The 24,668-nt window shown below is 66.8% G+C and carries 18 protein-coding genes and 7 pseudogenes; 17 read left to right on the forward strand and 8 right to left on the reverse strand.

Annotated elements, in window-relative coordinates:
* Window positions 1-417 precede the first annotated feature (417 nt).
* The 3 genes from OG568_RS46585 to OG568_RS46595 all read right to left on the reverse strand — a co-directional run bounded on the left by OG568_RS46585 (window position 418) and on the right by OG568_RS46595 (window position 2,426).
* Window positions 418-1,008, reverse strand: coding sequence for a hypothetical protein (locus OG568_RS46585; RefSeq protein WP_329535993.1), 591 nt, complete (start codon window positions 1,006-1,008; stop codon window positions 418-420).
* A 477-nt stretch (window positions 1,009-1,485) separates the two neighbouring features.
* Complete coding sequence (locus OG568_RS46590) at window positions 1,486-1,701, reverse strand: hypothetical protein (protein WP_266419069.1); 216 nt, start codon at window positions 1,699-1,701, stop codon at window positions 1,486-1,488.
* 293 nt (window positions 1,702-1,994) lie between these two features.
* Window positions 1,995-2,426 (reverse strand): cupin domain-containing protein, encoded by a 432-nt coding sequence (locus OG568_RS46595; RefSeq protein ID WP_266579076.1) that lies wholly within the window; start codon window positions 2,424-2,426, stop codon window positions 1,995-1,997.
* Between the two features lie 434 nt (window positions 2,427-2,860).
* Here OG568_RS46595 and ilvC point away from each other — a divergent pair, with 434 nt between their 5' ends.
* Entirely contained in the window at window positions 2,861-3,859 is a 999-nt protein-coding gene (gene ilvC / locus OG568_RS46600) for a ketol-acid reductoisomerase (protein WP_266419075.1), read from the forward strand.
* A gap of 5 nt (window positions 3,860-3,864) precedes the next feature.
* Window positions 3,865-4,359, forward strand: coding sequence for an MEKHLA domain-containing protein (locus tag OG568_RS46605; RefSeq protein WP_329535994.1), 495 nt, complete (start codon window positions 3,865-3,867; stop codon window positions 4,357-4,359).
* Between the two features lie 512 nt (window positions 4,360-4,871).
* Here OG568_RS46605 and OG568_RS61620 read toward each other — a convergent pair.
* Window positions 4,872-4,946: pseudogene (locus tag OG568_RS61620) on the reverse strand (hypothetical protein); the annotation flags it as partial.
* 439 nt (window positions 4,947-5,385) lie between these two features.
* On the opposite strand from OG568_RS61620, the pseudogene OG568_RS46610 reads away from it, so the two are divergent.
* The 4 genes and pseudogenes from OG568_RS46610 (at window position 5,386) to OG568_RS46625 (ending at window position 10,850) form a co-directional block, all read left to right on the forward strand.
* Window positions 5,386-5,932, forward strand: a pseudogene (locus OG568_RS46610) (alpha/beta hydrolase fold domain-containing protein).
* Between the two features lie 325 nt (window positions 5,933-6,257).
* Window positions 6,258-6,506: a hypothetical protein gene (locus tag OG568_RS46615; RefSeq protein ID WP_329535995.1), complete on the forward strand. Its 249-nt coding sequence runs from the start codon at window positions 6,258-6,260 to the stop codon at window positions 6,504-6,506.
* A gap of 114 nt (window positions 6,507-6,620) precedes the next feature.
* Window positions 6,621-7,127 (forward strand): SsgA family sporulation/cell division regulator, encoded by a 507-nt coding sequence (locus tag OG568_RS46620; protein WP_329535996.1) that lies wholly within the window; start codon window positions 6,621-6,623, stop codon window positions 7,125-7,127.
* A 981-nt stretch (window positions 7,128-8,108) separates the two neighbouring features.
* Window positions 8,109-10,850, forward strand: a complete 2,742-nt coding sequence (locus OG568_RS46625; RefSeq protein ID WP_329535997.1) for a helix-turn-helix transcriptional regulator — start codon at window positions 8,109-8,111, stop codon at window positions 10,848-10,850.
* A 464-nt stretch (window positions 10,851-11,314) separates the two neighbouring features.
* On the opposite strand, the gene OG568_RS46630 is transcribed toward OG568_RS46625, so the two are convergent.
* Window positions 11,315-11,617 carry a DUF5133 domain-containing protein gene (locus OG568_RS46630; RefSeq protein WP_329535998.1) on the reverse strand — a complete coding sequence of 101 codons (303 nt, stop codon included), beginning with the start codon at window positions 11,615-11,617 and terminating at the stop codon, window positions 11,315-11,317.
* Window positions 11,618-12,113: 496 nt separating this feature from the next.
* Here OG568_RS46630 and OG568_RS46635 point away from each other — a divergent pair.
* From OG568_RS46635 to OG568_RS46665, 7 genes and pseudogenes are all read left to right on the forward strand, one after another.
* Window positions 12,114-12,491 (forward strand): annotated as a pseudogene (locus tag OG568_RS46635) (transposase); the annotation flags it as partial.
* 547 nt (window positions 12,492-13,038) lie between these two features.
* Window positions 13,039-13,164: pseudogene (locus OG568_RS46640) on the forward strand (transposase); the annotation flags it as partial.
* Between the two features lie 293 nt (window positions 13,165-13,457).
* Window positions 13,458-13,862 (forward strand): MarR family winged helix-turn-helix transcriptional regulator, encoded by a 405-nt coding sequence (locus OG568_RS46645; RefSeq protein WP_266419093.1) that lies wholly within the window; start codon window positions 13,458-13,460, stop codon window positions 13,860-13,862.
* Window positions 13,863-13,901: 39 nt separating this feature from the next.
* Window positions 13,902-14,189, forward strand: a pseudogene (locus OG568_RS46650) (IS110 family transposase); the annotation flags it as partial.
* A 17-nt stretch (window positions 14,190-14,206) separates the two neighbouring features.
* Window positions 14,207-14,406, forward strand: a pseudogene (locus OG568_RS46655) (IS5/IS1182 family transposase); the annotation flags it as partial.
* An 82-nt stretch (window positions 14,407-14,488) separates the two neighbouring features.
* Window positions 14,489-15,028: a DUF1003 domain-containing protein gene (locus OG568_RS46660; RefSeq protein WP_329535999.1), complete on the forward strand. Its 540-nt coding sequence runs from the start codon at window positions 14,489-14,491 to the stop codon at window positions 15,026-15,028.
* Between the two features lie 774 nt (window positions 15,029-15,802).
* Window positions 15,803-16,207 (forward strand): cupin domain-containing protein, encoded by a 405-nt coding sequence (locus OG568_RS46665; protein ID WP_329536000.1) that lies wholly within the window; start codon window positions 15,803-15,805, stop codon window positions 16,205-16,207.
* An 88-nt stretch (window positions 16,208-16,295) separates the two neighbouring features.
* On the opposite strand, the pseudogene OG568_RS46670 reads toward OG568_RS46665, so the two are convergent.
* Window positions 16,296-17,947, reverse strand: a pseudogene (locus OG568_RS46670) (IS1182 family transposase).
* Between the two features lie 742 nt (window positions 17,948-18,689).
* On the opposite strand from OG568_RS46670, the gene OG568_RS46680 reads away from it, so the two are divergent.
* Entirely contained in the window at window positions 18,690-19,025 is a 336-nt protein-coding gene (locus OG568_RS46680) for a DDE-type integrase/transposase/recombinase (RefSeq protein ID WP_329536002.1), read from the forward strand.
* A 277-nt stretch (window positions 19,026-19,302) separates the two neighbouring features.
* On the forward strand, window positions 19,303-19,554 hold the full coding sequence (locus OG568_RS46685; protein ID WP_329536003.1) for a hypothetical protein: 252 nt from the start codon (window positions 19,303-19,305) through the stop codon (window positions 19,552-19,554).
* 94 nt (window positions 19,555-19,648) lie between these two features.
* On the opposite strand, the gene OG568_RS46690 is transcribed toward OG568_RS46685, so the two are convergent.
* Both OG568_RS46690 and OG568_RS46695 read right to left on the reverse strand, forming a co-directional pair.
* Window positions 19,649-20,488, reverse strand: a complete 840-nt coding sequence (locus OG568_RS46690; protein ID WP_329536004.1) for an alpha/beta fold hydrolase — start codon at window positions 20,486-20,488, stop codon at window positions 19,649-19,651.
* 904 nt (window positions 20,489-21,392) lie between these two features.
* Complete coding sequence (locus OG568_RS46695) at window positions 21,393-21,866, reverse strand: carboxymuconolactone decarboxylase family protein (RefSeq protein WP_329536005.1); 474 nt, start codon at window positions 21,864-21,866, stop codon at window positions 21,393-21,395.
* A 603-nt stretch (window positions 21,867-22,469) separates the two neighbouring features.
* Between OG568_RS46695 and OG568_RS46700 the strand changes: the two genes are divergently transcribed.
* Both OG568_RS46700 and OG568_RS46705 read left to right on the forward strand, forming a co-directional pair.
* Window positions 22,470-23,447, forward strand: coding sequence for a patatin-like phospholipase family protein (locus OG568_RS46700; RefSeq protein ID WP_329536006.1), 978 nt, complete (start codon window positions 22,470-22,472; stop codon window positions 23,445-23,447).
* Window positions 23,444-24,667, forward strand: a complete 1,224-nt coding sequence (locus tag OG568_RS46705; RefSeq protein ID WP_329536007.1) for a macrolide family glycosyltransferase — start codon at window positions 23,444-23,446, stop codon at window positions 24,665-24,667. The genes OG568_RS46700 and OG568_RS46705 overlap by 4 nt, the downstream gene beginning before the upstream one ends.
* The last annotated feature ends 1 nt before the right edge of the window (window position 24,668 follow it).

Genomic DNA, 24,668 nt, shown 5'->3' on the forward strand with positions numbered 1-24,668 from the left:
CGTACGACGGTGCCGCGATCTGACCGGCGGCCAGACCTGCCGTGGCTGTCCGACCGCTGATGGGCGAGTGCCACGATCCGAAGGGAGCCACCGTCCTCACAGGGCAGCCACCCGGCGAGAGACCGCGGTGCACCGGGCACTGATGTTCATGGGGCTCCAACTCGATCATGCCTGCCGGGTTGCAGCGCATTCATGGATACGGTTCCTGTCGGCGGCTTCCGCGCAGGCCGAGGCCTCCTCCTCGCAAACCGGCAATGGACGGTACGAAAGAGAGCCATCCGCAACGACTGGCAACGACTGCGCCACGCTTCGAGGCCACGTCGGCAAAGGTGTGGTCATCACCTTCGCGGACGCCGCGCATGCCACACTCGGGCAGCGGGAACCGCCTGTTGTCTGCGGCCCTGCGACGGTCAGGCCCTAGGAACGTTTGGCGCGGTAGAGGCCTCGGCCGGTTCGCTGGACACGGGACGTACCGACGAGACGGTCGAGTGTGCTGCGGACCCCGTTGATGCTTCCGCTGTCGGAGTCACGACCGAGAGCCGCGGCGACATCCCGGGCCCGTACGTCGACGTCGCCGACTTCGGCGAAGTACGCCATGATCTGCTCGGTGAGCTTGCCGTACTGCTTCTGCCTGTCCGAGTCGGAGTCGGTGGCAGCGGGACGTTCGACGTCCTTGCCGGTCTCCGACTTCCGAGCTCGCGGCGCGGACTTCGTTGTGACGTCCGCGGGCTCAAAGGAGGCGGTGTCTGTTTGCGGTGCGACTGGCGTCGCAGCTCGGCCTCGTTCCGGGACCGCGACTCCGGCCGTGTCCGTCGAGGCCGCGGCGGCCGGCGTGATCATCAAGACCTCAAGGGCGCTGAGGGCCCGCTGTACCGAGCCGAGATGCGCCACGACCGCGGCCAGTTCTCTTTCCAGCGCCTGCTTCTGGATCTGCAGGCGAGCGAGGTCCTCTTGAAGGCTCTCAGCGGTGATCTCGATGTTATGCGCCGTACGGGTTACAGAGACCATGTGATCCTCTCATCCTCAACCCTTTGTGCCGCGCCCCGGCTCACCTGCGGTGTCGCTCGGTATGGACGCGGGAATGGGTACCCCTACGACATCATATGCAGTGGCTCATCCGGGATGTAGATGCATCGGACGGGCACTACGGATTCGACAAGAGACTGACCTCACCGATGACGGGGCACGAAACAGGGCAGGTCACATGCCGCTGAAAGGCTGCCCCAGAGGTGGTAGGGACGGCGGAGCCACCGGGGAAGCTGAGGATGGTCCGGCACGTACTGAACAGGATCGGACCAATTATTGCCACTGTTCGTGGCAAACGCAATGGATATGAAAACACTTGCTGTCGGCAATTTGAGCTCTTCTGCCTGCCGGTCCGCCCGTTCACGGCCAGCAGGGCGTGGAACGTTTTGTCCCATTTCGGCGCGCGCCATCCCGGCACGCGTCGTCTGTGGCCCCGTCGACATCCTTCCGGCCGGGCGATCAGCCGTGGTCCACACTGTCCGCAGCTTCGGCGGAGGCGGATGGCGCGCGGCCCAGCAGACGCAGCGACTCGGAGACGGCCTCGATGCATGCGTCGACCGTGTCGATTTCCTCTTGGAGCATGCGGAGACGGGCCTCCAGCAGCGCGGCCTCGGTTGCCAGGGACACACTGGCGGCGGCTGGGTCGGAGTGCTTGTCAGGGTCTCGTCGTGGCATCAGGCGTCTTTCTGCGGCTCAAGCCGGGAGTCGTACGAAACCGGAGTCGGTGAGGACGGGCACAAGAACACCGCGCGGCGGGGCCGCTCCACGCATCGGTGGTCTCTGGTTCCGGAGGCCATACGTGCTCCCTTTCTCGCTGCGAGGGCCTGTGCGAACGACGCGCAAGCCGCCACCCGGATTGACCGAACAGCCGTGGGAGGTGTGACAGCCGCGCGCCGTGGGGACCACGCACCGGCAGCTGTACCGGCGCGCCGTGGACACCGGCGCACCGGTACAGCTACGGAGAAGGACTACTCGAAGCCACAGCCCGGGTTGGCGGCGTCGCGGGAGAAGGGCGCGCCGTGCGGTAGGACGTAGAGAACCTCAAGGACGACGTCCGTGGTGCCGAGGTTCCGGCCGATGTGCACGTGGTCGCTACCGGAAGGCTCCTTCAGGGAACTCCCCCTGGCGTACACGCCGTCGGACGCGCATGTGGAATCGAAGTGACTGAGGGTCCCCTGCTCGACGTACGCGTACAGAGTGCCGTCGTGGAAGTGCCAACCGGTCGCCTGGCCCGGCGGAATGGTGACTTCCCGCAGAATGTAGTCGTTCCCGCCGATCGTGGACTGGGCGATGACCTTGCCAGTCACGCCGGGACCCCCTGGGGTGGCGTATGCGACCCCAGGAAGGGACAGACCGGCGATAAGAGCGCCAACGGCTCCTATGCGGGAAAGATTGCGCATGTTCTCTCCATCTCATGGTGAGTACGGTGAATGTCGGGTTCTATGCAGATCACTGCCCGGTCGATGACGTCACGGTTGCTATCCGGAGCTGACCGACCGGCCCGCGCCTCACCCTAGGCCACGACCGAGCACATGGTTGAAGTGTTCACCAGGCCATCACAGCAACGTGTGAGATAGTGTTTTCTCCGCCGGTGAACAACGGGCGCAACCCGAGTTGGTCCCATCCATGAGGGCTGGGGCCATTGTTGGCCGGACATAGTCAGCCGGGCAGATGCCCGACACGCCCGCACGAGCAGTATCAAGCGTGGACGGGCGCTCTCTTGCCCGGCGTTTCCTTTTTCTTCCTCCCCGAAGGTGCGGTGCCACCCATCTCAGTCCTGGCACGGACGCCGCCCGGGGGGAACTTCTTCCATCGTGAGGGAAAGGTGTTTCCCATGGCCGAGCTGTTCTACGACGACGACGCCGATCTGTCCATCATCCAGGGCCGCAAGGTCGCGGTCATCGGCTACGGCAGCCAGGGCCACGCCCACGCGCTGTCGCTGCGCGATTCGGGTGTCGACGTCCGCGTGGGTCTGCACGAGGGCTCCAAGTCCAAGGCGAAGGCCGAGGAGCAGGGCCTGCGTGTGGTGACGCCGTCGGAGGCCGCCGCCGAGGCCGACGTCATCATGATCCTGGTGCCGGACCCGATCCAGGCGCAGGTCTACGAGGAGTCCATCAAGGACAACCTGAAGGACGGCGACGCGCTGTTCTTCGGCCACGGTCTGAACATCCGTTTCGGCTTCATCAAGCCCCCGGCCGGTGTCGACGTCGCCATGGTCGCCCCCAAGGGCCCGGGTCACCTGGTGCGCCGCCAGTACGAGGAGGGTCGCGGTGTTCCCTGCATCGCGGCCGTGGAGCAGGACTCGACGGGCGGCGCGTTCCCGCTGGCCCTGTCGTACGCCAAGGGCATCGGCGGTACCCGTGCGGGCGTCATCAAGACGACCTTCACGGAGGAGACCGAGACCGACCTGTTCGGTGAGCAGGCCGTGCTGTGCGGTGGCACCGCGGCGCTGGTGAAGGCGGGCTTCGAGACGCTGACCGAGGCCGGCTACCAGCCGGAGATCGCGTACTTCGAGTGCCTGCACGAGCTGAAGCTGATCGTGGACCTCATGTACGAGGGCGGTCTGGAGAAGATGCGCTGGTCGGTCTCCGAGACCGCCGAGTGGGGCGACTACGTCACCGGCCCGCGGATCATCACCGACGCCACCAAGGCCGAGATGAAGAAGGTCCTCGCGGAGATCCAGGACGGCACCTTCGCCCGGAACTGGATGGAGGAGTACCACTCGGGTCTGAAGAAGTACAACGAGTACAAGACGCAGGACGAGAACAGCCTCCTGGAGACCACCGGCAAGGAGCTCCGCAAGCTCATGTCGTGGGTCAACGACGAGGCGTAAGCCTCATGGCCGACAGCCCTCTTGAAACAGTTCCCGCTGCGGGCGGACCTGACTTCGCGCAACTGCTGCTGAGCAGTCATCTGACCCTCACCGGCCGTCCTTTGTGCTTACCGCATTGGGCGTCGCTGCAAGAAGCGGCGTATTGGCTCTACGCCGAGGCGCCCTTTGGGCTCCTGGCCCATGGCACGGGCCCCGACCCTAAGTTCTTTTACGCCAACCGAACGGCTCAGCGGTGCTTCGGCTACCCGTGGGAGGAGTTCGTCGGCATGCCGTCCCGTTTGTCGGCGTCCTCTCGCCGTCAGGAAGACCGGGACACCTTCGTACGGTCCGTGAGTGAACACGGCTGCGCCGATGGCTACGACGGGCTGCGCAGGACCAGGAGCGGCGAAGAGTTCTGGATAAGAGACGTGACGATGTGGGACCTCGCTGATCCTGCGGGAGACGGACAAGGGCAGGCCGCGGTCTTCCGCGACTGGTCCCCGCCCGTGCGGCCAAGGTGATGGACGCGCGGTGAGCGCCCGCCCGCCGCCCGTGCGGCAGGCGGGCGCTCACCGCGCGTGGCAGCCCGCCTGCCGCGGGAGGAGCGCACTGCCACGGTCATGGCCACGTGTGCGTCACACCGTTCGAACCGCCACTGCATGCCCGTAGACCCGGGCCAGGCCACGGAACTCCGCGGGCTTCGGCGGGGCCCGGACGGGCTTCGGCTTCGCGGTGGGTGTGGATGATGCAGCGTGGGCCGAGGCGGCCAAGGTCGGCGGCCGTGTCCAGAGCATCGACGACCAGGTCGGCACGGTGGTGATCGGCCATGGAGTAGCCGATGATCTCGCGGGTCGCGAGATCCAGCCAGGTCGCCAGGTACTGCCAGCCCTCGGCGGCGAGCCTGCGGTTTCTTCAGTTCCTCGCGCTCGGCCGTACTGAGCGCGTCACCGGCCGGTGCGGACGTCCCCGCCGGGAGAGTGAGGCTCCATCGGCCCTCTCCACCCAGCCTCGCAGACTCTCCCGAGCTGACGCCGAGTTCTCGGGCGACCTCGGTCACCGTCCGGCCCGAGGAGGCTATGAGCGCGACCGCGTCGCGCTTGAACTCCTCCGGATACCGCTTCTGGTAGTTGCTTCCATCTCAAGAACTGGCGGGCCCTGGCCTGCCACCTCGGCCGCCGTAAGCACATGAGCGACACGGTGCAGGCCATCGCCGGCCTGCTGTCACATCAGCAGAGCACGGACCTGACGTCGGCTCAGCAGACGTGAAACCGGAGCCCAAGCGAACTCCTCGACGCGTCACTCGCCAACCATGCACGAGCTCGTTGGCCGAAGCAACAGTCGTGGATCCGAGCCCAGTTCATATCCCGAATTGAACCGCCCGCTGTCGGGACAGCTCGTGAGCGAAATTTCAGTGCCCTTTCGCGGTGCGCGCCATGATCCGAATGTCGGTGTCGCCAGCCGTTTCCCGGGCGTGTGTCACACCGGTAGCAGGTGCCCTGTCTTAGAAGGGGAAGCAGGAAGAGCCTGCCGACCCAGGGAGGGTAGTGATGGCCAAGCCCGTTCTTGAGCCCGTGGCGCAGGAGCTCGCGGAGGCGACGGCCAGCCCGCCGTTCCTGTACGAGCTCGGCCCGGAGGGTGCCCGGAAGGTCCTGGACGACCTGCAGGCCGTGCCGGTGGCGAAGTTGGACGTGGAGGAGAAGTGGATCACGGCGTGCCCGCCGCGGTGGTGATGTGCGGGTACGCATCGTCAAGCCCGTCGGTGGCCAGGGCATGCTGTCGGCCGTCCGCTGCGGGCATGGTGGCTGGGTCCTCGACAACGTCGGCATGGCCTGGTTCTGGGACTGCTACACCACCGATCCCGCCCAGCGGGCGGAGATCACCGCCTCGCCGCTGCGGGCGAGCCTGGAGGAGCTGCGGGGCCTGCCGCCCGCGCTCGTCATCGTCGACGAGAACGACGTGCTGCGGGACGAGGGCGAGGCCTACGCCCGCAAGCTGACCCAGGCCACAACAGCCGTGATCACGCAGGCCATTCACACCCTGCACACCGCAGGCACGGCAATTGACGGTCTCCCGCAGCTCAACCGCTACATCTGAACACTGTTCACCAACCCCCACAGTCACGATGAGCACTGTGGGCGAGCCGATCCACACGGTCGCCTTGGCATTTTGCCAAACCGTGCACGGGAGACCGGTCGATTCATCGAGCCGAGCCAATCCGAGACCGCAGCACGTTTCAGGTGCGTCCCGGAACTCCTGACCGCTCGCCGACTCCGGTTTGCCTCTCGGTGACGTACGGCAGCGTCCTGCCGCAACCGCAGCCATGTCCATGGGTCCGGACACGGCCGAAACCTCTGCCTCGAAAGAGCCTCTCATGAACCACCGTTCGTTTTACCGACATGCCCGGACTCCTCTCTCCCTCATGGCCACCGCTACGGTCGCCACCGCACTCTTCGCTGCATCGGTCGTCCCGGCGAGCTCCGAAGAAGCCACTTCCTCGCAGCACCGCAAGCCGACCGTCGTACTCGTCCACGGCGCGTTCGCCGACTCCACCAGCTGGAACGGCGTCGTCAAGAAGCTGAAGCTGGACGGCTATCCGGTGATCGCCGCGGCCAACCCGCTGCGCGGGCTGAGCAGGGACGCCGCTTACCTCAGGGAATTCCTGGCCTGAGTAACACGATCTACCGGAGCAGAGGCGACCTACCGAACCACCCGTTGCGCAATTCATGGCTCTGCGTGGATACCGATCAGTATCCATCGCGGGAAGACGGGAGGGGATGAATCGATGAGTGAAAAAATCTTCGAGAGCGACGACGATCTGGGGTGTACTCGCAAAGATCGAAAATACCGGAAAGATGTCCAGGCACGGTGGGTGGACATTCATCCCGAGCCGGTGACGTTCCGAACGCTCGTGGCTCTTGTCGAAGAGGAGACGCATCTGTCGGTCCCGACAGATCTCCGATACGAAAGTGGCGAGCCGTACTCGGTTTTCATGGTATTTAATGCGGACACCGATATGACCGTTGAGTGGGAATTCGGACGCGAGCTTCTGCTGGCTGGCGAGCAGCGGCTCAGCGGTGTCGGTGACGTCCAAGTGTGGCCTTCCGAAATCTTTGATTGTGGACTTGTGTACATCTCGTTTCGCTCGGGTCAAGAAAGATTTGTTGTAGCCGCCTCGGCGGAAGCAATTGGCGTATTTCTTGAACGTACCTTTGAGGTCGTACCCTTGGAGCGCGAGGCAAGTTTCTTGGGTATCGAAAGCGTCGTCACCCAGTTGCTGAACGAAGCATGACGAGGTGCATTTTCAGGTAAATTGCGCCGATGAGGCACACAAGGCAATGAGCAGACCGATGCGGCAAGGATGGCTCGGGAGCAGTTGCGGCGTCAGCCATGAGTCGTCTCAAAAGCGGGCATACCGGTGTGTGCTCGAGACCACTTCGCCGTCGCTCCAGTCTGTCTGAGACCCGGTCCGCCTCCTTGTGAAGCGGAAGGACTGGGCGGCCGCAGCCAACCCGCCGGGCGAGCGAGCGCGATCACGCGTCGCCGACACAGGGTTTCGAGGGCGGAGACCTGGGGCTCGCAGGGAAACTCGTCGCAGGTCCGAACTGCCATCGGCGACCGGGGGATCTGCCATTCACGCGTGATCCGGGCCGGACTACAGCTTCCGGGCGTCGGAACGTTCATCCCGATCGGATGGACCTGACCGCCAGCCGACAGCGTCCCGAATCGGCCGAAGGTTGCACCGGCGGCCCAGGCCTGGTGCTGGTCGCCGGGGCCCTTCTGACCAGCGGGTTGCCTGGACCCGCTGGTAGCGGGTCCTGAGGGGGCAGGGTCTGACCGCCTCGGCATGTCCCCAGCACAGCGACCGATCGCGGGTCCTCACCTGCCGCACCGAGTCACGCCACGAGCGGCAGTCGAGGTCTTTCCCGGACGTCGGCGGGCATCCACCCCGTCCGTGCTTCCGTCCTCCCCTTCGGGGCCACGATCGGGGGACCGGTAACATGTGGTCCCTAGTGACCGTTGCCTGAGGAAAGCTTCACATGCCGAGCTCGATGTCTGCTGTGCCGATGGCCGAGCGTCCGGCCATGCCTGAGCGTTCTGTCGTCACGCTGGTCAGCGGTGACGGGAGCGGCGCTGGTGGGTGCGGCTGGAGGGCGGTGGGGGCTGTCTCTTCGTCGCCTGCTTCGGTCGCGCCTACGGTCTGGGCGTGGGGCGTGCGTGCTGGGGCGGGGCTGTCGGAGATGCCACAGAAGCTGGCGCGTGTAGACGTCCGATGATCGGCCGGGATGGGGAGTTGCGAGCCTTGCGGGGGCTGCTGGCGGATGCGGCGGCCGGGCATGGTGGGGCGTTGCATGTCCACGGTTCTGCTGGTGTCGGCAAGTCGGCTTTGCTGCGTGCGGTCGCTGCCGAGGCCGCCGAGGGCGGTTTCAGGGTGCTGAGCACGTCCGGGGTGGAGACCGAGCAGTGGCTGCCGTTCGCGGCGCTGCAGTTGCTGGTGCAACCGGCCGTCCGTGGTGTCGAGAACCTGCCGGCCCCGCACCGGGAGGCGCTGAGTGACGCGTTCGGCGCCACGGAGAGCGAGCCGGGTATATACCGGGTTGCGCTGGCTGTTCTCGAACTGTTGGCCGACTCGGCCGCCCAGCAACCGCTTCTGCTGCTTGTCGATGATCTGCAGTGGATCGACTCGTCCAGCCGGGACGTGCTCAGGTTCGTCGCCCGCCGTACCCGTGACCTCTCCATACTGGTCATAGGTGCCTCCCGGGTCCGCTCTCCTGACTCCTCCAGCCCGAGTGTGCACCCGGACCTCGCTCTGGAACCGCTCGGGTGGAATGCGGCCGGGGAGCTGCTCGATGCCGGGGCGCCCGGCCTGCCGGCGCCGGTACGGGCCATGATCCTGGAGCGTGCCGCGGGTAATCCGCTGGCCCTGGTCGAGCTGCCCAAAGCGGTGCAGGGCATGTCCGCGCAGATGGACGATCTGCCCTTGACCCAGCGGCTGGAGGACGCGTTCGCAGCGCGTACGGACTCGGCGAGCCGGGAGTGCCGCACGTTCCTGCTGGCCCTGGCCGCTGAGCCGAACGCGCCGCTGAACCGGCTGCTGGAGGTGTCGAGTCTTCTTTCCGGCTCGGAGGTCCGTGTGGAAACACTGCAGGAGGCGGTCGACGCGGGCCTGGTCTCCCTGGTCGGCTATACCCCCGAGTTCCGCCATCCGCTGATGCGCTCGGCGATCTACACCCGCGCCGCGCTCGCCGACCGGCTGGCTACTCACCGTGCCCTCGCGGCGGTGATGGACGGCACGCCTGAGCGCCAGCTCATTCACCTGGCCGCCTCGGCGCTCGGCCCGGACGAGGAACTGGCCGCCCGGCTGGAGCGTTTCGCCGACGCGTCGCAGGCCGCAGGCAAGGTGGCGGTGGCCGTCCCGGCTCTGCGCCAGGCGGCCGAGCTCGTCCATGACCCACGCCGCCGGACCGGGATCCTGATCCGTGCGGTCGAGCTGGCCAGCGAGATCAACGACCGTATCCACACCCAGATGCTGCTGGACCGCGCCGACCCGGGCGTGCTCGGCCGGGTGGAGCGGGCGCGTCTGATGGTGGTGTCCGACAAGGCCGCATTCGAACCGGACGAGCCGCACCGGCGGATTCAGGACATGGTCACCACGGCGGGTGGAGCATTCGACGCCGGGAGCGCGGATGTCGCCGAGGACCTGCTGTGGCGTGCCGCCTCACGATGCTTTTTCCAGGACGGCGACACGCATGTACGCGCTCAGGCCGCAGCCGAACTGGATCGGTGGAACCCCGATCCGGACGCCCCTCACGCTCTGATGGTGCGGGCGTACACCGAACCGTACCGACACGGGGCCGACGTCATCGCACGCTTCGAAGCCCTCACCCCAGACCGCCAGGACGGCAGGGGCCTGCATTTCCTCGGCAGCGGCGCGATGTCCATCGGCGACCTCAACCGTGCCACCGGATACTTGGCACTGGCGGCCACGGCGTGGCGATCACAGGGGCGGCTCGGTCTGCTCGCCCGATCCCTGGCCGCCAGCTGGCCGCGGCCGTACCTCGGGCAGCTCGACCAGGCACGCGAGGAGTCCGCCGAAGGCCTCGCCCTGGCCGAGGAGACCGGGGAATGGATCATGTGGCTGGGCCTGAAAGCGACGGCCGGCCTGGTGGCGGCGCTGCGCGGCGAGACCGACGCCGCGGCACGAGCGGTCCGCGAACTGCGCGCCCACAGCCTGTTCTCCGGCATGCCGTTCGCCACTGTGACAGCGCAGCAGACCGACGGCCTGCTCGCTCTCTTCGACGGCCGCCCCGTGGAGGCCTACGACCTTCTCGCGCGCGCATTCGATCCGGCTGACCCGCACTACCACTCGGTGCGCCGCTGGCTGCTCGCACCGGACCTGGCGGACGCCGCGGTGGCCGCGGGCACCACCGAACAGGCCCGTGAACTGCTGGCCGAACTACCGGAGCTGGCCGGCCGGCTGCCCTCGGAAATGATGGTGGTCGCGCACGCATACACCGACGCGGTACTGGCACCGGACGACACAGCGCAGGAACGCTACACCGCGGCGATCGCCGCACTGCCGACCAGCTGGACACTGGCGCGTGCCCAGCTGCACCTGCACCACGGCCGCTGGCTACGCAGGCAACGCCGCAACGTGGACGCGCGGCACCCACTGCGACTCGCCCGCGACGAGTTCGACCGGATCGGCGCGCAGCCCTGGGCCGAAATGGCCCGCGAACAACTGCGTGCCGCCGGCGAGTCAAGCGGCCGGCGGCACCCCAACACGAGCGAGCAGCTGTCGGCCCAGGAAATGCAGATAGCCGAGCTCGCGTCACAGGGGCTGAGCAACCGGGAGATCGGCCAGCGCCTGTTCATCTCCCACCGCACCGTCGGAGCCCACCTGTACCGGATCTACCCACGCCTGGGCATCACCAGCCGGGGCAAGCTCGCCACCGTGCTCGCAGCCCTCCACGAAGAACACCCCGAAACCGACCTGCCTGACAGCACAGAATGAACTGCCACCGTCCCACTCCGACACGAATCCTCCCGTGCGGCTCGTACCAGCGCGCTTCGTGAATCGCGGTCGATCTTGCGCCGGCGGGACAGGCCGAGGGCGAAGGAGATCAGGGCCAGTCCCCGCTGCCTGCATCGTGGGTTTGCTGGTTTCCCCGTGACGTGGCCGACGTGGGCGGCGGCCAGAGTCTCGTGTCCCGAATTTGCCATCGGGTGTGCCATTGAGGTGATCACGGCTGTTCCGGTGGCGGACCAGAGACTTCGGCGACTGCGCTCAGTCGGGTCGTGTCCCACTGTATGGTGCAGCCGCGATCACGACGGAGAGTAGGTCATGCGCACAATCAAGCGGCCCGACATTCGAGCTCGCCTGATGCGCCATCAGATAGGGGCGATGGTCACGAAAACCGGCGCGCAGGCCTGGCTTTGGTGAAAGGCGCGGCACCATGGGCGATAGCGCTGCAGGTGCTATCGCCTGATGCGCCGGCTCCTCCGCCCGGTCCCGGCCACAAGCAGAGTGTCGGCCGCCGCTATGGCCGCGTGCACGCTCCGGGTTCCCATCATGACGCACAGCGTGTAACTGACGTCCTCGAGCTCGCGTGCGCATTCCAACTCCTCGTTTTCGGCGAGCGAGATCTGCAGGGACGCGTACCGGGTCAACAGCCCTCTGACGACCTTCGGATCTGGAACGAGTAGCACAGCGAGGCTCTCTCCTTCGATGAGTGCCTCGTCCTCGGCGGAAGTCGCGCCCGCTGACTCGTTGCTTGACACTGTCTTGCACCTCCGTGGTTGTCGACCTGCATAGGCGAATGATCGTCTACCGCCGGGTGGTGGGTTGGTATGCCAACATCTCACCCTCGGCGGCGACAGCGTCCGTGTATTCGAGGCTCATACCGCTGCCTCGAAGTGAAGACCGAATGCGCACAGCTTCTGTGACGGATTTCGCTGCCCAGACTCGTAGTAGAGACAGTGCCATCCTTGTGGGGTGACCGTGCCACCCGTCACGAGCGCCACATCGTTAGGGCGCCATATGGCGCTATTCCACTCAGTGTCACAACAGCCGTGCAAGCACTGTCGTGTGTAGTGCACGTGAGTGGTCCGTCGTCACCAGGACACGATCTGAGTCGCTGACGGCTGCGTCCTGCGAAGTGCTGCACGGGCTCCCGCCTGATCCGGGCGCTCGCCCCGGCGTTGGGGTGAGGGCTCGGAAACAAGAACGGCCACCGGCTGATCTTCGAGATGTCGAGCCACGAAGGAGATCAGCACGATGAGCGCACCAGACAGTCTGTCCCTGCACGCCCTCGCGGAGGACAACCCAGGCTCGGCGAGCCCCGATCTGCTGCGCGCGATGGTCAAGACGTTTGCCGACGCACTCATGCCCGCGGAGGCCGACGCACTTCGCAACGCCGAGTACGGAGAGGTCAGCGAGAACAGAGTCAACCACCGTAACGGTTACGGCCCGCGCGAGTGGGACACCAGGGTCGGCACCGTGGAACTCGTCATCCACAGGCCCTAGCTGTCGAAGTGTCAGGTCTCGGCGATGGTCCCGCACTTGGACGAGCAGGTGGCCGTGTTCCCCAACCGGCCCCTGGACCAGGGGCCTTACGCGTTCGTCTGGGTGGATGCGCTGACCCGGCAGATGCGGCATGACTCCAGTTGGCAGGCGCAGGCCCGAGTCGGCTTGGACATCTACGGATTCCAGATCGACTGGAACGACCACGTGGTGCACCGCCCCCGCGGAAAGACATCGATCCACCGGTCAACGTGGCGAACCAAGATCGGAGAGGAGGCGATCCATGTGGAGTTCTCCAAATCGGACTGCACACGGTGTCCTGCCCTGCCTCAATGCACTTGCGCCACGCGGGAACAGCGTCAACTCATGCTGCACCAACGGGGAGATCCACAAGGCCCTGCACCGCGTCCACTCAGCTCGGGAGACAACTGAGGGGAAAGAACAGCACGCGATGCGCACCGGTGTCGAAGCACCATCTCCCAAGCAGCACGGGCCTTCGTCCTGTGCAGATGCCGCTACCGCGGCATAGACAAGCCCCGCCTGCAACATACGCTCACCGCGGCCGCGATCAGCATCGCCTGTACTGACGCTTGGTTCACAGGCACCCCTCACGCCAGCAGTTGATCTTCTCGGCCGCACCCCAGGCCGCCGCGGCCTGAGTCGAATTCGCCAACAGGGCCAGATCTGGTCGAACAACCCGCAGGAGCGGCTCAACAAGCACATCCGGCGTCGCACCGACGTGGCCGGCATCGTCCCCGACCGCACCGCCCTGCTCCGCCTGGTCGGCGCCGTCCTGGCCGAGCAGAACAGGACCGGACTGCTGGCCACTGTGAGCATTCCGAGCGGAAGAATCGGAACATTCCAGACAAGTCGCATGGCGCGGTAGGCAGTGCGCAAGGTGTCCGAGGAGATCGCATGGGTGATCGCCATCGCCTTGAGGGTAGGCGCACCCCTTTTAATATCAAACGATACCGTATCGAACGAATCGATGGCTGATAATGTGCCACCATGAAAGCTGGTCTCCCTATTTTCCTCACGGAATCATCACCTCGCGTGGGGCCGAGTGCCCCCGGGAGCGCCTCGCCCTTCGCTCTCAGCTTGCTGCTGCGCCAGGCGCACTGGAGCGCGGCCGGGGTGATGGAGGAGGCGCTTCGGCCGCTCGGCATCGAGTTGCGGCATTTCGCCGTGCTGATCGTGCTGGTCGACCGCGGGCCCACGGTGCAGCGGGACCTGGCGGCGGCGACGGGGTCCGACAAGGCGGGAATCATGCGGGTCGTGGACGACCTGGAACGCAAGGGGCTGGCCGTACGTAAGAGCGTTCCGGGGGACCGGCGGGTGCGGGCGGTGGAGATCACGCCTCAGGGGCTCGAGCTCTTCGACGCGGCTCATGTGGCGGCGGAGCCGCTGGCCGAGCGTCTGGTCGCCGAACTGGGGCCCGGCGAGTCCGAGCGGCTGACGGATCTGCTGACCCGGATTGCCCATCCCGCAGGCGGCCAGGCGTAAGCGCGCCGGCCGCCTGCCGCGTGGGCGCACTTCGTGCCGTCGCGGCAGGCGGCCAACGGTGAGCCGGAACTCCTCCAGCTGCTCGGCGATGTCCTGGACATCGCCGACGGTTACCCAGGTCACGTGGGCGATGGACATGGCCGGCGGCGAGCGCGGTCTGCCGATCGCCCTCCTGGTCAACGACGGTCAGGAACTCGTCACATACCCGACATAGCGGTCAACCGGGCCACCGACAGCTACCGCGGCGCCGACAAGACCGACGCCCGGGACGCCCGCGTGAACGCCGACCGGGCCCGCGTGCGCCGCGGACTGCAATTGATCCGCCCGGCGACGACGCGGAGCCCCCGGAGATCCGCGGCTTCCGAGTCGTCAAAAGACGCTGGGTCATGGAACGCGGCATCGGATGGATCACGATGCACCGCCGCCCGGCCCGCGACCACGAGACCCTCTATGCCAGCCCCGAAGCCGCGATCCACATCACCTCGATCAAAACCCTTGCCAAGCGCATAAGGACGAGACCACCCCCACCTGGCGAGGAGCCTATTGGGAAATAAAGGGCATTGCGCCTACATCAAACGTTCCCTTAGGGCAGCCTGACCGTAGGTGAAGGTGCCGGGTCGGGCAGGATGGGCGACATGAAGTGGGACTTTGACGGTCACGACAACCCTTCGCTCCCTGGCGGGAGCGCCGCTCGACAACCCGTTGTCCACATTCCTCACGAGCGGGTCCAGTTCGCCCGGATGCGTACCTCGCAGGACCGGGTCGCCGACGCGATCACCTCGTTCGCGGGGACGATGCTGTTTGTCTACCTCCACACTGTCTGGTTCACGGTGTGGATCGCACTGAACGAGGGCCTGCTCGGGAAGGGAGGGATCTTCGACCCGTATCCCTTCGGGCTGCTCACCATGATCGTCAGCCTGGAGGCGATCTTCCTGTCCACATTCGTCATGGTCAGCCAGAACCGCCAGGCGGCGCGGGAGAACGTGCGGGCCGATCTGGACTTCGAGACAAACCTGCGCTCCGAAGTATGGTCGATCCACATAGGGAAGGCGCTGGGACTCGACTCGCAACAGATCGAGCAGCATGTCCAGGAGGTCATCGCGCAGAGCAAAGCGGGTATCGACGGTACGCCGCGCGCGACACCGGTCGACCCCCGGAATCTCTGATCTCCTCGCCCGGCAGAGCGTGGGCAACTCCCTCGTAGAGCCAGACAGCTGTGGCTCCACCGTACCCACTGCCTATCCGTCAGGTCGCAGACGCAACGAATCCGGGTGGGAACGCCTGGAAGGCCGAGCAGGGGCATGGATGGTCACCCCATAGAGTCCAGGTCCCTGTCATGTCACAGATCCATTGGCTCCTGTCTGTTGTTACGAACCGGAGGCGGCAGCATGCGAATCGAGGGTGGGTGCCTGCCGCGCCAATGCTTGGTCCAGCTGTAACTGCTATGACTGGCACGACGCCGAGGGATGAAGCTCGGCGTCTGGGAGCGGGAGTCCAACTCGGCTCCACCCAACTCGGGAGAGTCCGGAGCCCCCATCAGACCCGGAGTGCTTCAGGGCGTGGCAACCGGCCAGGTGTGTGCGCCCCGGGCAGATATCCGCGTACTCACCAGCCTTGATCCACTACACCGCGAGCGCGGACACCATCCTGTTGTGACAGCGTTCGACGCCGGGATTGCCACGGTGTGATGCGTTCTCGATGCTGCGGGCTCTCGACAGGAGGCAGGGTGGTCTCGGGACTCTCCGTGCGAGGCGGGAGCCTCGCGGCGTGTCACAGATGCGGGTCCTGATTTGTCTTCCCTGCGAAGTAAGTTATGTGAGCCCGGAACTGACGAACACAGTCACCGTGAACGAGAGGTCGGTATACCGGCCCAGGGGGCGGCGGCCGACGAGAGTCGTCCGTTCCGGGCAAGCCCATGGAGGTGTAGCAAAGTGCACGAGATGGACTCAGCGGACGGGTTCGGACCCAAGATGCTGGCGGACGTCAAGCCGCCGTTCATTCCCGAGGGTGCTTCGGGAATGACCGTACTCGTCGAGTGGGCTCCCGGTGACCCGGGGACGCCTCCGCACCGCCACTCGGGGCCGTGTTTCGGCTACGTGATCGAGGGCGAGCTCCGGTGGGAGCTCGAGGGTGAGCCGGAGCGCGTGCTCAAGGCCGGTGACACATTCTGGGAGCCGGGCGGTGACGTGATCCACTACCAGAACGGCAATGCCCTGTCGGACGCGCCGGCCAAGTACATCGTGTTCATGATGTGCGCGCCAGGCCAGCCGATGCTCACGCTGGTCGACGAGGAAGAACTGAAGGATCGGGCCCACCTGCGCGCCCCGCGGCCCTCCGCAGGCTGACCCGCGTGCTCGATACGGAGAGACGGAGCCCGGGGCCCTGATCTGGGATGCTGTTGGTTAATTCGGGCCTGGTTGCTTCGCCCCGTCGTTATGCGGCGGGGCGGAGTGCTGTCAGGGGGCTGGTGCGGGTGCGGGCTCTTGGTGTGCCGGTGAGCCAGGCATTGATGCGGATGAGGTTGACGGCGGCGCCGGTGAGCTGGTGCTGGAGACTGGTCTTCGCCAGGCCGCGGTAGCGGGTTCTGCGCAGGCCGCAGGCGTTCACTGCTTGGGAGATGGTGCCTTCAACGCCGGCACGGATCTTATAGCGGTCCTTCCACCCGTCGGTCGCCTGGAGCTTTCGCGCCTGCTGGAGTGCTTCATATTCGTCGCGGGGTCGGAGGTTGATCTCCCGCCGCCGAGGCTTGGCGGAGTTGACGCATTCCCGCAGCTGGGGACAGGTGCCGCAGTCGGCCGGAGAGAACCGGACCCGGATGGTCGGCAGTCCCTCCTCGGAGTTGCGCTGGGCCCATTGCGTACTGACAACGCCGTTCGGGCAGGTCACGTGCTGGTTGTCCCAGTCGATGGTGAACGCGTCCTGGCCGAAGGCGGCATCGCCGCGGGCGTGCGGCACGGTCACCGCTTTCAGCGGTCCGTGCAGGTCGACCCGATGGTCACGGCCGGCCGTCACCAAGGCGCCACCGTTGGCATAGCCGGTATCCACCCAGTGCTCGCCCGGCAGCAGATCCCGCCGGGCGAGTTCTGCGTGGACCGGGGCGGCCATCCGGTCGTCAGAGACACTGCCCAGGGTGGTCACCACGCCCGTGACCAGATGCGGGGTGTCGTCCTCACACGTCTCGGTGAGGTGGACCTTGTAACCGTCCCAGTTGATGTCGCGCTTTCCGCCGGTGCGAACTTCCAGGTCATAGGGGGTCACCAGGCGCATCAGGCCCGGTGGCCGGTCTTTTGGGTCCCGGCGGGCCACCTCCCCGTCAACCAGGTGGAAGTACTGCACCCACACCTGCCGCAGCACCTCGACTTCCGGCAGTTCCCGCAGGCCCGGTGGCGCGTCCTGGGCCCAGACGTTCCGCAGCAGGTGCATGCCGTCGTCGCCGACCCGCCGATACGTCTGGTCCCGGCGAGACCGGTCCTTGGGGAAACGGGAGTCCTCGGCCCGGGTGGCGTAGTGCTTGAACCATTCCGGCCGGGCGCACGCGCTCAGCCGGCCCGGCTCGGCCAGAGCTACGGCATTCAGCGCGGAGCGCAGGGTTTCCGCGACCAGTTCCAGCTGGTTCAGCTCGCGCACCGCGGACAGCACGTGGGTGGAGTCGGTCCGTGCCCGGCCCCGGGCGGTGATCAGTCCCTGTCGCCGGGCGGCCGCCAGGACCGTGTCCAGGATCTCCCGGCCGCCGTCGGCTCCGACGAGCCGGTCCCGGAACTCCGAGAGCACCGAGTAGTCGAATCCGGCATCGGCCAACTCCAGCCCGAGCGCGTACTTCCAGTCGATACGAGCCCTCACCGCCTCCGCGGCCTGCCGGTCGGTCAGCGCCTCCACGAACTGCAACACCAGCACCATCGCCAGTCGCCCCGGTGACCAAGCCGGTTTCCCCGCGCAGGAAACAGGCCGGCGAACTGCTCGTCGCTGAACAACGACCCCAGTTCGTCCCGCACCCGGATCGCCAGGCTCCCTTTTGGGAACGCGGCCCGCGCCACCCGCACCGTCTCCGCCGGGATCTCCCCAGACCCCTTCGGCTGCATCGACATCCGCACCCACCCCATACGACAACGTCGGCCTTCAAGACCACAACCGGGTCTTGAAGGCCGACGTCACGCACAGGCCCGAATTAACCAACAGCATCCCAGATCAGGGTCCCGGGCTCCGACGTGTGGCTGGCGAGCTGGAGACCAGCTCCGCCGGCCACACGGCTGGACGGCTTCGCGCGGCTCGCCGGGCCGGAGCCGACGCGCTTGCTGCCTAGATCGCTTACACCACTTGGCGGGACGCCATCCGGGCTGGAATTGCGCTGTGTGAGCGATCACGAAATTCATCAGGTGGGGCGGGTTCTGTGAGGTCCCACGAGAACGTTGACGTCTTGCGCTCGGGACATCCGCGCGTGGTCGGCCGAGCAGCGGTTCCGGGCGGTGCGGGAGGTGCTGACCGGTTCGCCGATCACGGATGTCGCGGTTCGGTACGGGGTTTCCCGTCAGGCGGTGCACGGCGGGCGTCGCAGGTATGAGGCGGGGTGGCGGGCACGATGACGTGTCCCGGCGCCCGCACAGCAGTCCGCATCGGCCAACAGCCGAAGTCGAAGTCCTGGTCTGTGAGTTGCGCAGGGCTCACCCGCGCTGGGACGCCCGGAGGATCTCCTACGGGATCGAGGTCCGGGGCGTGACGCCGGTGCCGTCCAAAGCCGCCGGCCACCCGCTACTCACCCGTAACAGCTTGATCGTTTTGCAGGAACAGCGGCACGCCCGCAAGTACGAGCGATGACAACGTGCGGCGCCGATGCACCTGTGGCAACTGGACCTGGTCGGCGGGATCTATCTCGCTGACGGGCGCGAGAGCAGGATGCTGACCGGCATCGACGACCACTCCCGTTTCCTGGTCGTAGCAGCGGTACTCGCCGTCCCCTCCGTACGCGCGGTCTGTGAGGCGTTCACCGCGGCCATGCGTACCCACGGGAGCCCCTCCGCAGTGCTGACCGACCACGGCAAGCAGTTCACCGGCCGCTGCACCAAGCCGATTCACGCCGAAGTGCTCTTCGAACGCGTCTGCCGTGAGAACGGCATCACCGGCCGGCGGATCAAGCCGTGCTCGCCCACCACGACCGGCAAGATCTAACGCTTCCCTCGCACCCTGCGCCGCGAACGCCAGGACGGCTGCGGGCCGTTCGCTGATCTATCGGCCGCCCAGGGCGCCATCGACCCTGGGTTCATGCCCATAATGACGAGTGCGCCCACCAGGCCCTGGACATGGCCACCCCCTCCAGCCTGTTGCGACCCAAGCCGCCTCGGGCCGTGGCCTCCGGCTCCTCGCTTACGTCGCCCCGCAGTCCCGCAGGTGGGCCCGATCAGTCCGGCCGAGCAGGTCCCGATCACCCGCGCCCCATATCCAGCTCATGGGCAACCGTCCCCGCCTACTCGGTGCCGGCGACGAGGACCTTGTCGTCCAGACGGCCACGACCGCCCACGTTCTGGTTTCCGTCGACCCCGGGCAGCAAGAGATCCGGCTCATCGACGTGGACAATCTCGGTCTCGTATCGGCAGTCGAATCCGCGCCGGTGCATACCCCGGTGTACGGGGCACCGGAGATCGTGGCGGGCGCAGCGGGGCCGCCACGCTGGCTGACGCGCACGTACTCGGCGTGCTGATCTTTCGAGACCCTCATAGCGATCCACCGGTTTCGAGCTGACGACGAACGGGTGGGGCGGCACAACTGGCCGCCCCACCCGTGGAGTGCGTCGGTCAGCTGACCGTTCGCGCCGCTTCCTCGATGACGCGGGTGACGGCGCCCGGGTGGGACACGGTCACCGCGTGGGAGGACTTGACCTCCGTAGTGTGGGTGTTGGCGCGCTTGGCCATGTAACTCTGAAGCTTCCAGGGGATTATCTGGTCATTGGTGGCCACCAGGTCCCAGGACGGGATGGTCCTCCAGGCGGGCTCGGAAGCACCTTCATTGAGAGCGGTGCCGGTCGCGGGACGCTGGGTGACCGCCATGGTGTCAGCGATGCTCGCGGGGACATCCGCGGCGAACTGGTGGTGGAACTTGGACTGGTCGATGTACAGGTCGACGTCCTGGGAGCCGTCAGGCTTGGTGATCGGGACCGGGCGCAGAGCCTCGCCGATCGTGCTGCCGAACTTGCTTGCCAGTTCATTGGCGCTCTCGCCCTTGTCAGGGAGGAAAGCGGAGGCGTACACCAGTGCCTTGACGTTGGCGGAGCCGTAGGCGGCGTTGCTGATCACCGCTCCGCCGTAGGAGTGCCCGACAAGAACCACCGGCCCGTCGATGCCGGCCAGGACCTCCTTGACGTAGGCGGCGTCGCCGCTCAGCGAGCGCAGCGGATTCGCCACGGCCACTACCGAGTAGCCGTCCTCCTTCAGCCTCTTGATGACGCCGTTCCAGCTGGAGGCGTCGGCGAACGCGCCGTGGACGAGTACCACGGTGGGCTTGTGCTCCTGCGAGGAAGTGGTCTTCGCGGCGCTCGCCGGACCGACCGACGTAGCGAACAGGGCGGCGGCGACCGTTGCCGTGGCCATGAGGGTCAGAGGGATGCGAATACGTCGGTAACGCGAATGGCGGTGCATGAGAAAGAAGCCCTTTCGAGGGAGAGGTTTCAGCTATGTCCGGACAGATGGACATGGCCGCGGTCGCGGCAGGATGCTGCCGTAAGTCATGGGGACAGACCGTGGGCGGCAAGCGGGAAGATGTCCGGGGCTTGCGAGGAACCGGCTACGGCCGAGCATCGGCTCGACTCGGCAAATCGATCGGATTCCCATGCGCGCCTTCGCAGGGTGCCGAAGCCACCGTGCTGCAGCAGCCAACACTCGGAGAGGATGATTGCCACATCCGTGGAAAGGCCACGGTGGTGCGCCGCGATGACATCGTATTGCTGAGTGAGCAGACAGCCGCTGCCCTAGGTCAGGCCTGGGACCTGTCGTCACATACTCGTCTGCTGGGCGACGCCTGGCACGTACTCTCGCCGCACGGGGCGAAAGTCCGAGTGCGTCCAGTGTGAGGACTTCCGCCTGGCGTGCAGATGGGATCACCAGGGGCTGCCCGGGAAGCCGGTACGAGATGGCCGGGTTTCTTGTCGGCGGGCACGGGTACCGAACTGCCGCGTCTGGCGCGGTGTAGCCGGACCGAATGAGGTCGCCGTCCGGGTACATCCTTGAAACCGCACCTGGCGACTGGACGACTGAGTGTCTGCAGCAAGCGAGCAAGCACAAGGGCGGCGAGGAGCCCGTTGGTAAAGGTGGGACGGCGATGGCTGAGTGCATGCGGTGACTGGGCCGCGACATGCCCAATTCGACCAGAGAAGGCGTGTCTACGGCCTGCCCTGGCCGACCAATGGTGATCCTGGGCGGCGAGGCGGCCGAGGCGGCGAAGCCATGGTTGAGTGGGACCGGTTGACACCGGTGGTCCGTCTCCCGCTGCAGGTCGGGGCGGCGTGGAGACGGACTGTACGTGTCCGGCCGGGACAGGCGCCGGTCAGCCGAACTGGCCGGGCTGGTAGTCCCCGGCGGGCTGCTGGTTGATGACGTTGATGCGGTTGTAGGCGTTGATGACGGCGATGAGGGAGATCAGCGCGACCAGCTGCTCCTCGTCGAAGTGCTTGGCGGCGTTCGCCCAGACCGCGTCCGTGACACCACCGGCTGCGTCGGCGATGCGGGTGCCCTGTTCGGTCAGTTCCAGTGCGGCGCGCTCGGCCTCGGTGAAGACCGTGGCCTCACGCCAGGCCGCGACCAGGTTGAGGCGCTGCGGGGACTCGCCCGCCACGGTGGCGTCCTTGGTGTGCATGTCGGTGCAGAAGCCACAGCCGTTGATCTGGCTCGCGCGAATCTTCACCAGCTCCTGTACAACGGCTGGCAGCGTTGAGTCCGAAACCGCCTTGCCGGCCGAGTTGATGTGCCTCATCACCTTCCCGGCGAGGGGGTTGCCGAAGTAGTTGAGACGCGATTCCACGATGATCTCCTATCCATGTCGGGGTACGCACTACTGACCGGGATAGCGGACTAAGTGTGACAGGAAGCCGGGCGTGGTGTGCGTCTCATCGGCCGCTCGTTGCCTTCGCCCCGAGGGCGGCGGCCTGCGTTGCGGACCGGCAGAGCCAATTCGGAGCCACCGCCCCTGCCCCATCAGGGGAAGCGCCCCCAACAGTCAAGTACTGGTCGGTCGCGGGTGTGCGGGTATCGGCGGGTGTGGGCTTCGTTGACGGTCCGCTGGCCGTGCGTGGTGAAGGCTGATGTGTCGGCGGCGGCTTTACGCCGTGCGACGAGGGCTCGGGTCGAAGCCATTGGCGTTGCTGTTCGACCCGTGGCGCGGGTTCATGGACCCGTGCTCCAACGACCCATCCGCCGCCGAACTGTTCACCGACTTGTTCACCCTCACGGTGTCACAGACAGGGTGGCCTCCCGGTCGTTGTTGGGGAACCGATCCGATTCGGTGCCGTGGGGAGAAAGGCGGATCATGAAGGTTACTTGTCGCCGGAGATCAGTCTTGTTGGGACATTTTGGCTTCAACAGGACCGGCTTGGCGAGTCGTCGTGGCCATAAGAGGCGTCGAACCATGGCGGGCGACAAGGAGACGCGTCCGCTGTCATCGATCGAGCCGCCCGGGGACCCGACGTCGACGGTCTTGCGCACCCTGCCTCGTCCCGTTGCCGTGGTGGTGGGCGCCGGTGGCGTGCTCGGAGCGGCGCATGTTGGTGTCGGGTACGCGCTGGAGCAGCGCGGATTCGTCCCGGACATGATCATCGGAACCTCGGTGGGCGCCCTCATCGGGGCGATCGGGGCCGCCCACCCCGACGGGGCCGCGCCGTGGCTGGACCACGTGTGGACCCAGTTGCGTCGCCGTGAGGTGTTTTCGCTCGGCCACCTGTCCTCACGGGGCAGCCTCTTCACCGATCGCGGCTTGCGTCGGCTGATCGCCCGGGCTGGGCTGCCGTCGCGGATCGAGCAGTTGGCGGTCCCGTTCACCGCGGTGGCCATGGACCTGGGCACCGGTGCTCCGGCGCTGCTCGACCACGGTGACCTCGAGTCCGCGCTGCTGGCCAGCGCAGCCATTCCCGGGATCCTGCCCCCGGTGGAGCGTGAGGGCCGGACGCTCGTCGACGGCGGGGTGATCGCCTATGTCCCGGTACTGGCGGCCCTCCAGGCCGGAGCGGCCAGCGTGGTGGTGCTGTCGACCGGGCCGGAGAGTTCGCCATTGCGCCCGACCATCCCGCGCCGACGTGCCAGTGCGATCGCCGCCAGGGCCGGGCTGCTGTTGATGCACCATCAGATCGAGCGTGATCTGCACGAGGTGTCCCAGCACATTCCGACCGTCGTGCTGCCGACCGGCATCGAGAACTGGCCGGCCCCGTGGGACTTCGGCGATTCCCAGCGGCTGATCACCACCGCGTCCCTCGCGGCGGGGCGCTTTCTCGACGGGCTGCGCATCAGTGGGCCGGGCCTGTATCGGGTCGACGATCCACCGGCGACACCGGCGACACCGGCGGGCTCGGACAAGGCACGGACTACTTCCGTATCGGGGGTCGGCCGGTGAGCAGCATCGCGTTCCTCAACATCGCCATGCACGGGCACGTCAATCCGACGCTGCCGGTCATAGCCGAGCTTGTTCGGCGTGGCCACTCCGTCACGTATTACACCTCGCCCGCGTTCGCGGAGGAGATCGAGGCCACCGGTGCGACCGTGTGCCTCTACCCCGGGGGTGACCAACCGCTCCCCGATCCGCCGATGCCGCTCACGATGCTGGACGGACTCGCGGGCACCGCCGTGGGTCTGCTGCCTGCCGTGCTTTCCGATCTGCGTCGCCTCCGGCCCGACCTGATCGTCCACGGCGCCGCCTGCCCCTGGGGCGCAGTCGCCGCCCGCGAACTCGAGGTACCGGCAGCGGCGTTGTTCACCACGTTTGCGTTCAACAGGCATGTGCCCAGCCTCAGCCGCGTCTCGCGGGAACTGCTGGCCACGGCGGCGACCCGGCCCCGCAATGTCCAGAGCTACGTGCGGTCGCGGTGGGAGCTGTACCGCCGCTACAGCACCCGCGGGTTGCCCCTGGTCGACCTGACCAACGTACGCCAGCCGCTCAACCTGGTCTTCACCTCGCGCGCGTTCCAAGTCGCCGTCGACACCTTCGACCAGTCGTACCAGTTCGTCGGCCCAAGCCTTGGCGCCCGTCCACACGACCCGTCGTTCCCGACCGATCGACTGCAAGCCCCGGTGCTGTACGCCTCGCTGGGCACGGTGTTCAACGCCCACCCGCGGCTACTGCGCAGCTTCGTCACCGCGCTCGCCCCGCTGGGCGGTACCGTGATCGTCGCCACCGGGCAGACCGATCCCGCCGCCCTGGGGCCGTTGCCGGCCAACGTGCTCGCCCGCCGCTTCGTGCCGCAACCGGAGGTGCTGGCCCGCGCCGCGCTGTTCGTCACCCATGGCGGGATGAACAGCGTCAACGAGGCCATGCATGCCGGGGTGCCGATGCTGGTGGTCCCGCAGGGCGCAGATCAACCGCTGGTGGCCCGGCGGGTTGTCGAGCTCGGCGTCGGCCTGTCGATCCGTACAGAGGACGCCGCCCCGGGACCCGTGAACGTACTGGCCCGACGCCTGCTCGAAGAACCAGGCTTCCGGGACGCGGCTGCCACCTTGCAGGTCGCCCAGCGCGAGGCCGGCGGCTATATGCGCGCCGCCGACGAACTCGAGCGCTACCTGCTCCGGGTCGGCCGGGTCGGCCGACCGACACCGTCGGATTCCCCACAGGAGCGCTGAC

This window comes from Streptomyces sp. NBC_01450 (assembly GCF_036227505.1).
Classification (GTDB): domain Bacteria; phylum Actinomycetota; class Actinomycetes; order Streptomycetales; family Streptomycetaceae; genus Streptomyces.

What these genes read in the sequence shown, in the direction of transcription:
- OG568_RS46585 (WP_329535993.1), bottom strand. Translation starts at nt 1,008, where the DNA reads ATGGTCTCTGTAACCCGTACGGCGCATAACATCGAGATCACCGCTGAG.
- OG568_RS46590 (WP_266419069.1), bottom strand. Translation starts at nt 1,701, where the DNA reads ATGCCACGACGAGACCCTGACAAGCACTCCGACCCAGCCGCCGCCAGT.
- OG568_RS46595 (WP_266579076.1), bottom strand. Translation starts at nt 2,426, where the DNA reads ATGCGCAATCTTTCCCGCATAGGAGCCGTTGGCGCTCTTATCGCCGGT.
- ilvC (WP_266419075.1), top strand. Translation starts at nt 2,861, where the DNA reads ATGGCCGAGCTGTTCTACGACGACGACGCCGATCTGTCCATCATCCAG.
- OG568_RS46605 (WP_329535994.1), top strand. Translation starts at nt 3,865, where the DNA reads ATGGCCGACAGCCCTCTTGAAACAGTTCCCGCTGCGGGCGGACCTGAC.
- OG568_RS46615 (WP_329535995.1), top strand. Translation starts at nt 6,258, where the DNA reads ATGGCCACCGCTACGGTCGCCACCGCACTCTTCGCTGCATCGGTCGTC.
- OG568_RS46620 (WP_329535996.1), top strand. Translation starts at nt 6,621, where the DNA reads ATGAGTGAAAAAATCTTCGAGAGCGACGACGATCTGGGGTGTACTCGC.
- OG568_RS46625 (WP_329535997.1), top strand. Translation starts at nt 8,109, where the DNA reads ATGATCGGCCGGGATGGGGAGTTGCGAGCCTTGCGGGGGCTGCTGGCG.
- OG568_RS46660 (WP_329535999.1), top strand. Translation starts at nt 14,489, where the DNA reads ATGGGCGACATGAAGTGGGACTTTGACGGTCACGACAACCCTTCGCTC.
- OG568_RS46665 (WP_329536000.1), top strand. Translation starts at nt 15,803, where the DNA reads ATGGACTCAGCGGACGGGTTCGGACCCAAGATGCTGGCGGACGTCAAG.
- OG568_RS46680 (WP_329536002.1), top strand. Translation starts at nt 18,690, where the DNA reads ATGCACCTGTGGCAACTGGACCTGGTCGGCGGGATCTATCTCGCTGAC.
- OG568_RS46685 (WP_329536003.1), top strand. Translation starts at nt 19,303, where the DNA reads ATGGGCAACCGTCCCCGCCTACTCGGTGCCGGCGACGAGGACCTTGTC.
- OG568_RS46690 (WP_329536004.1), bottom strand. Translation starts at nt 20,488, where the DNA reads ATGCACCGCCATTCGCGTTACCGACGTATTCGCATCCCTCTGACCCTC.
- OG568_RS46700 (WP_329536006.1), top strand. Translation starts at nt 22,470, where the DNA reads ATGGCGGGCGACAAGGAGACGCGTCCGCTGTCATCGATCGAGCCGCCC.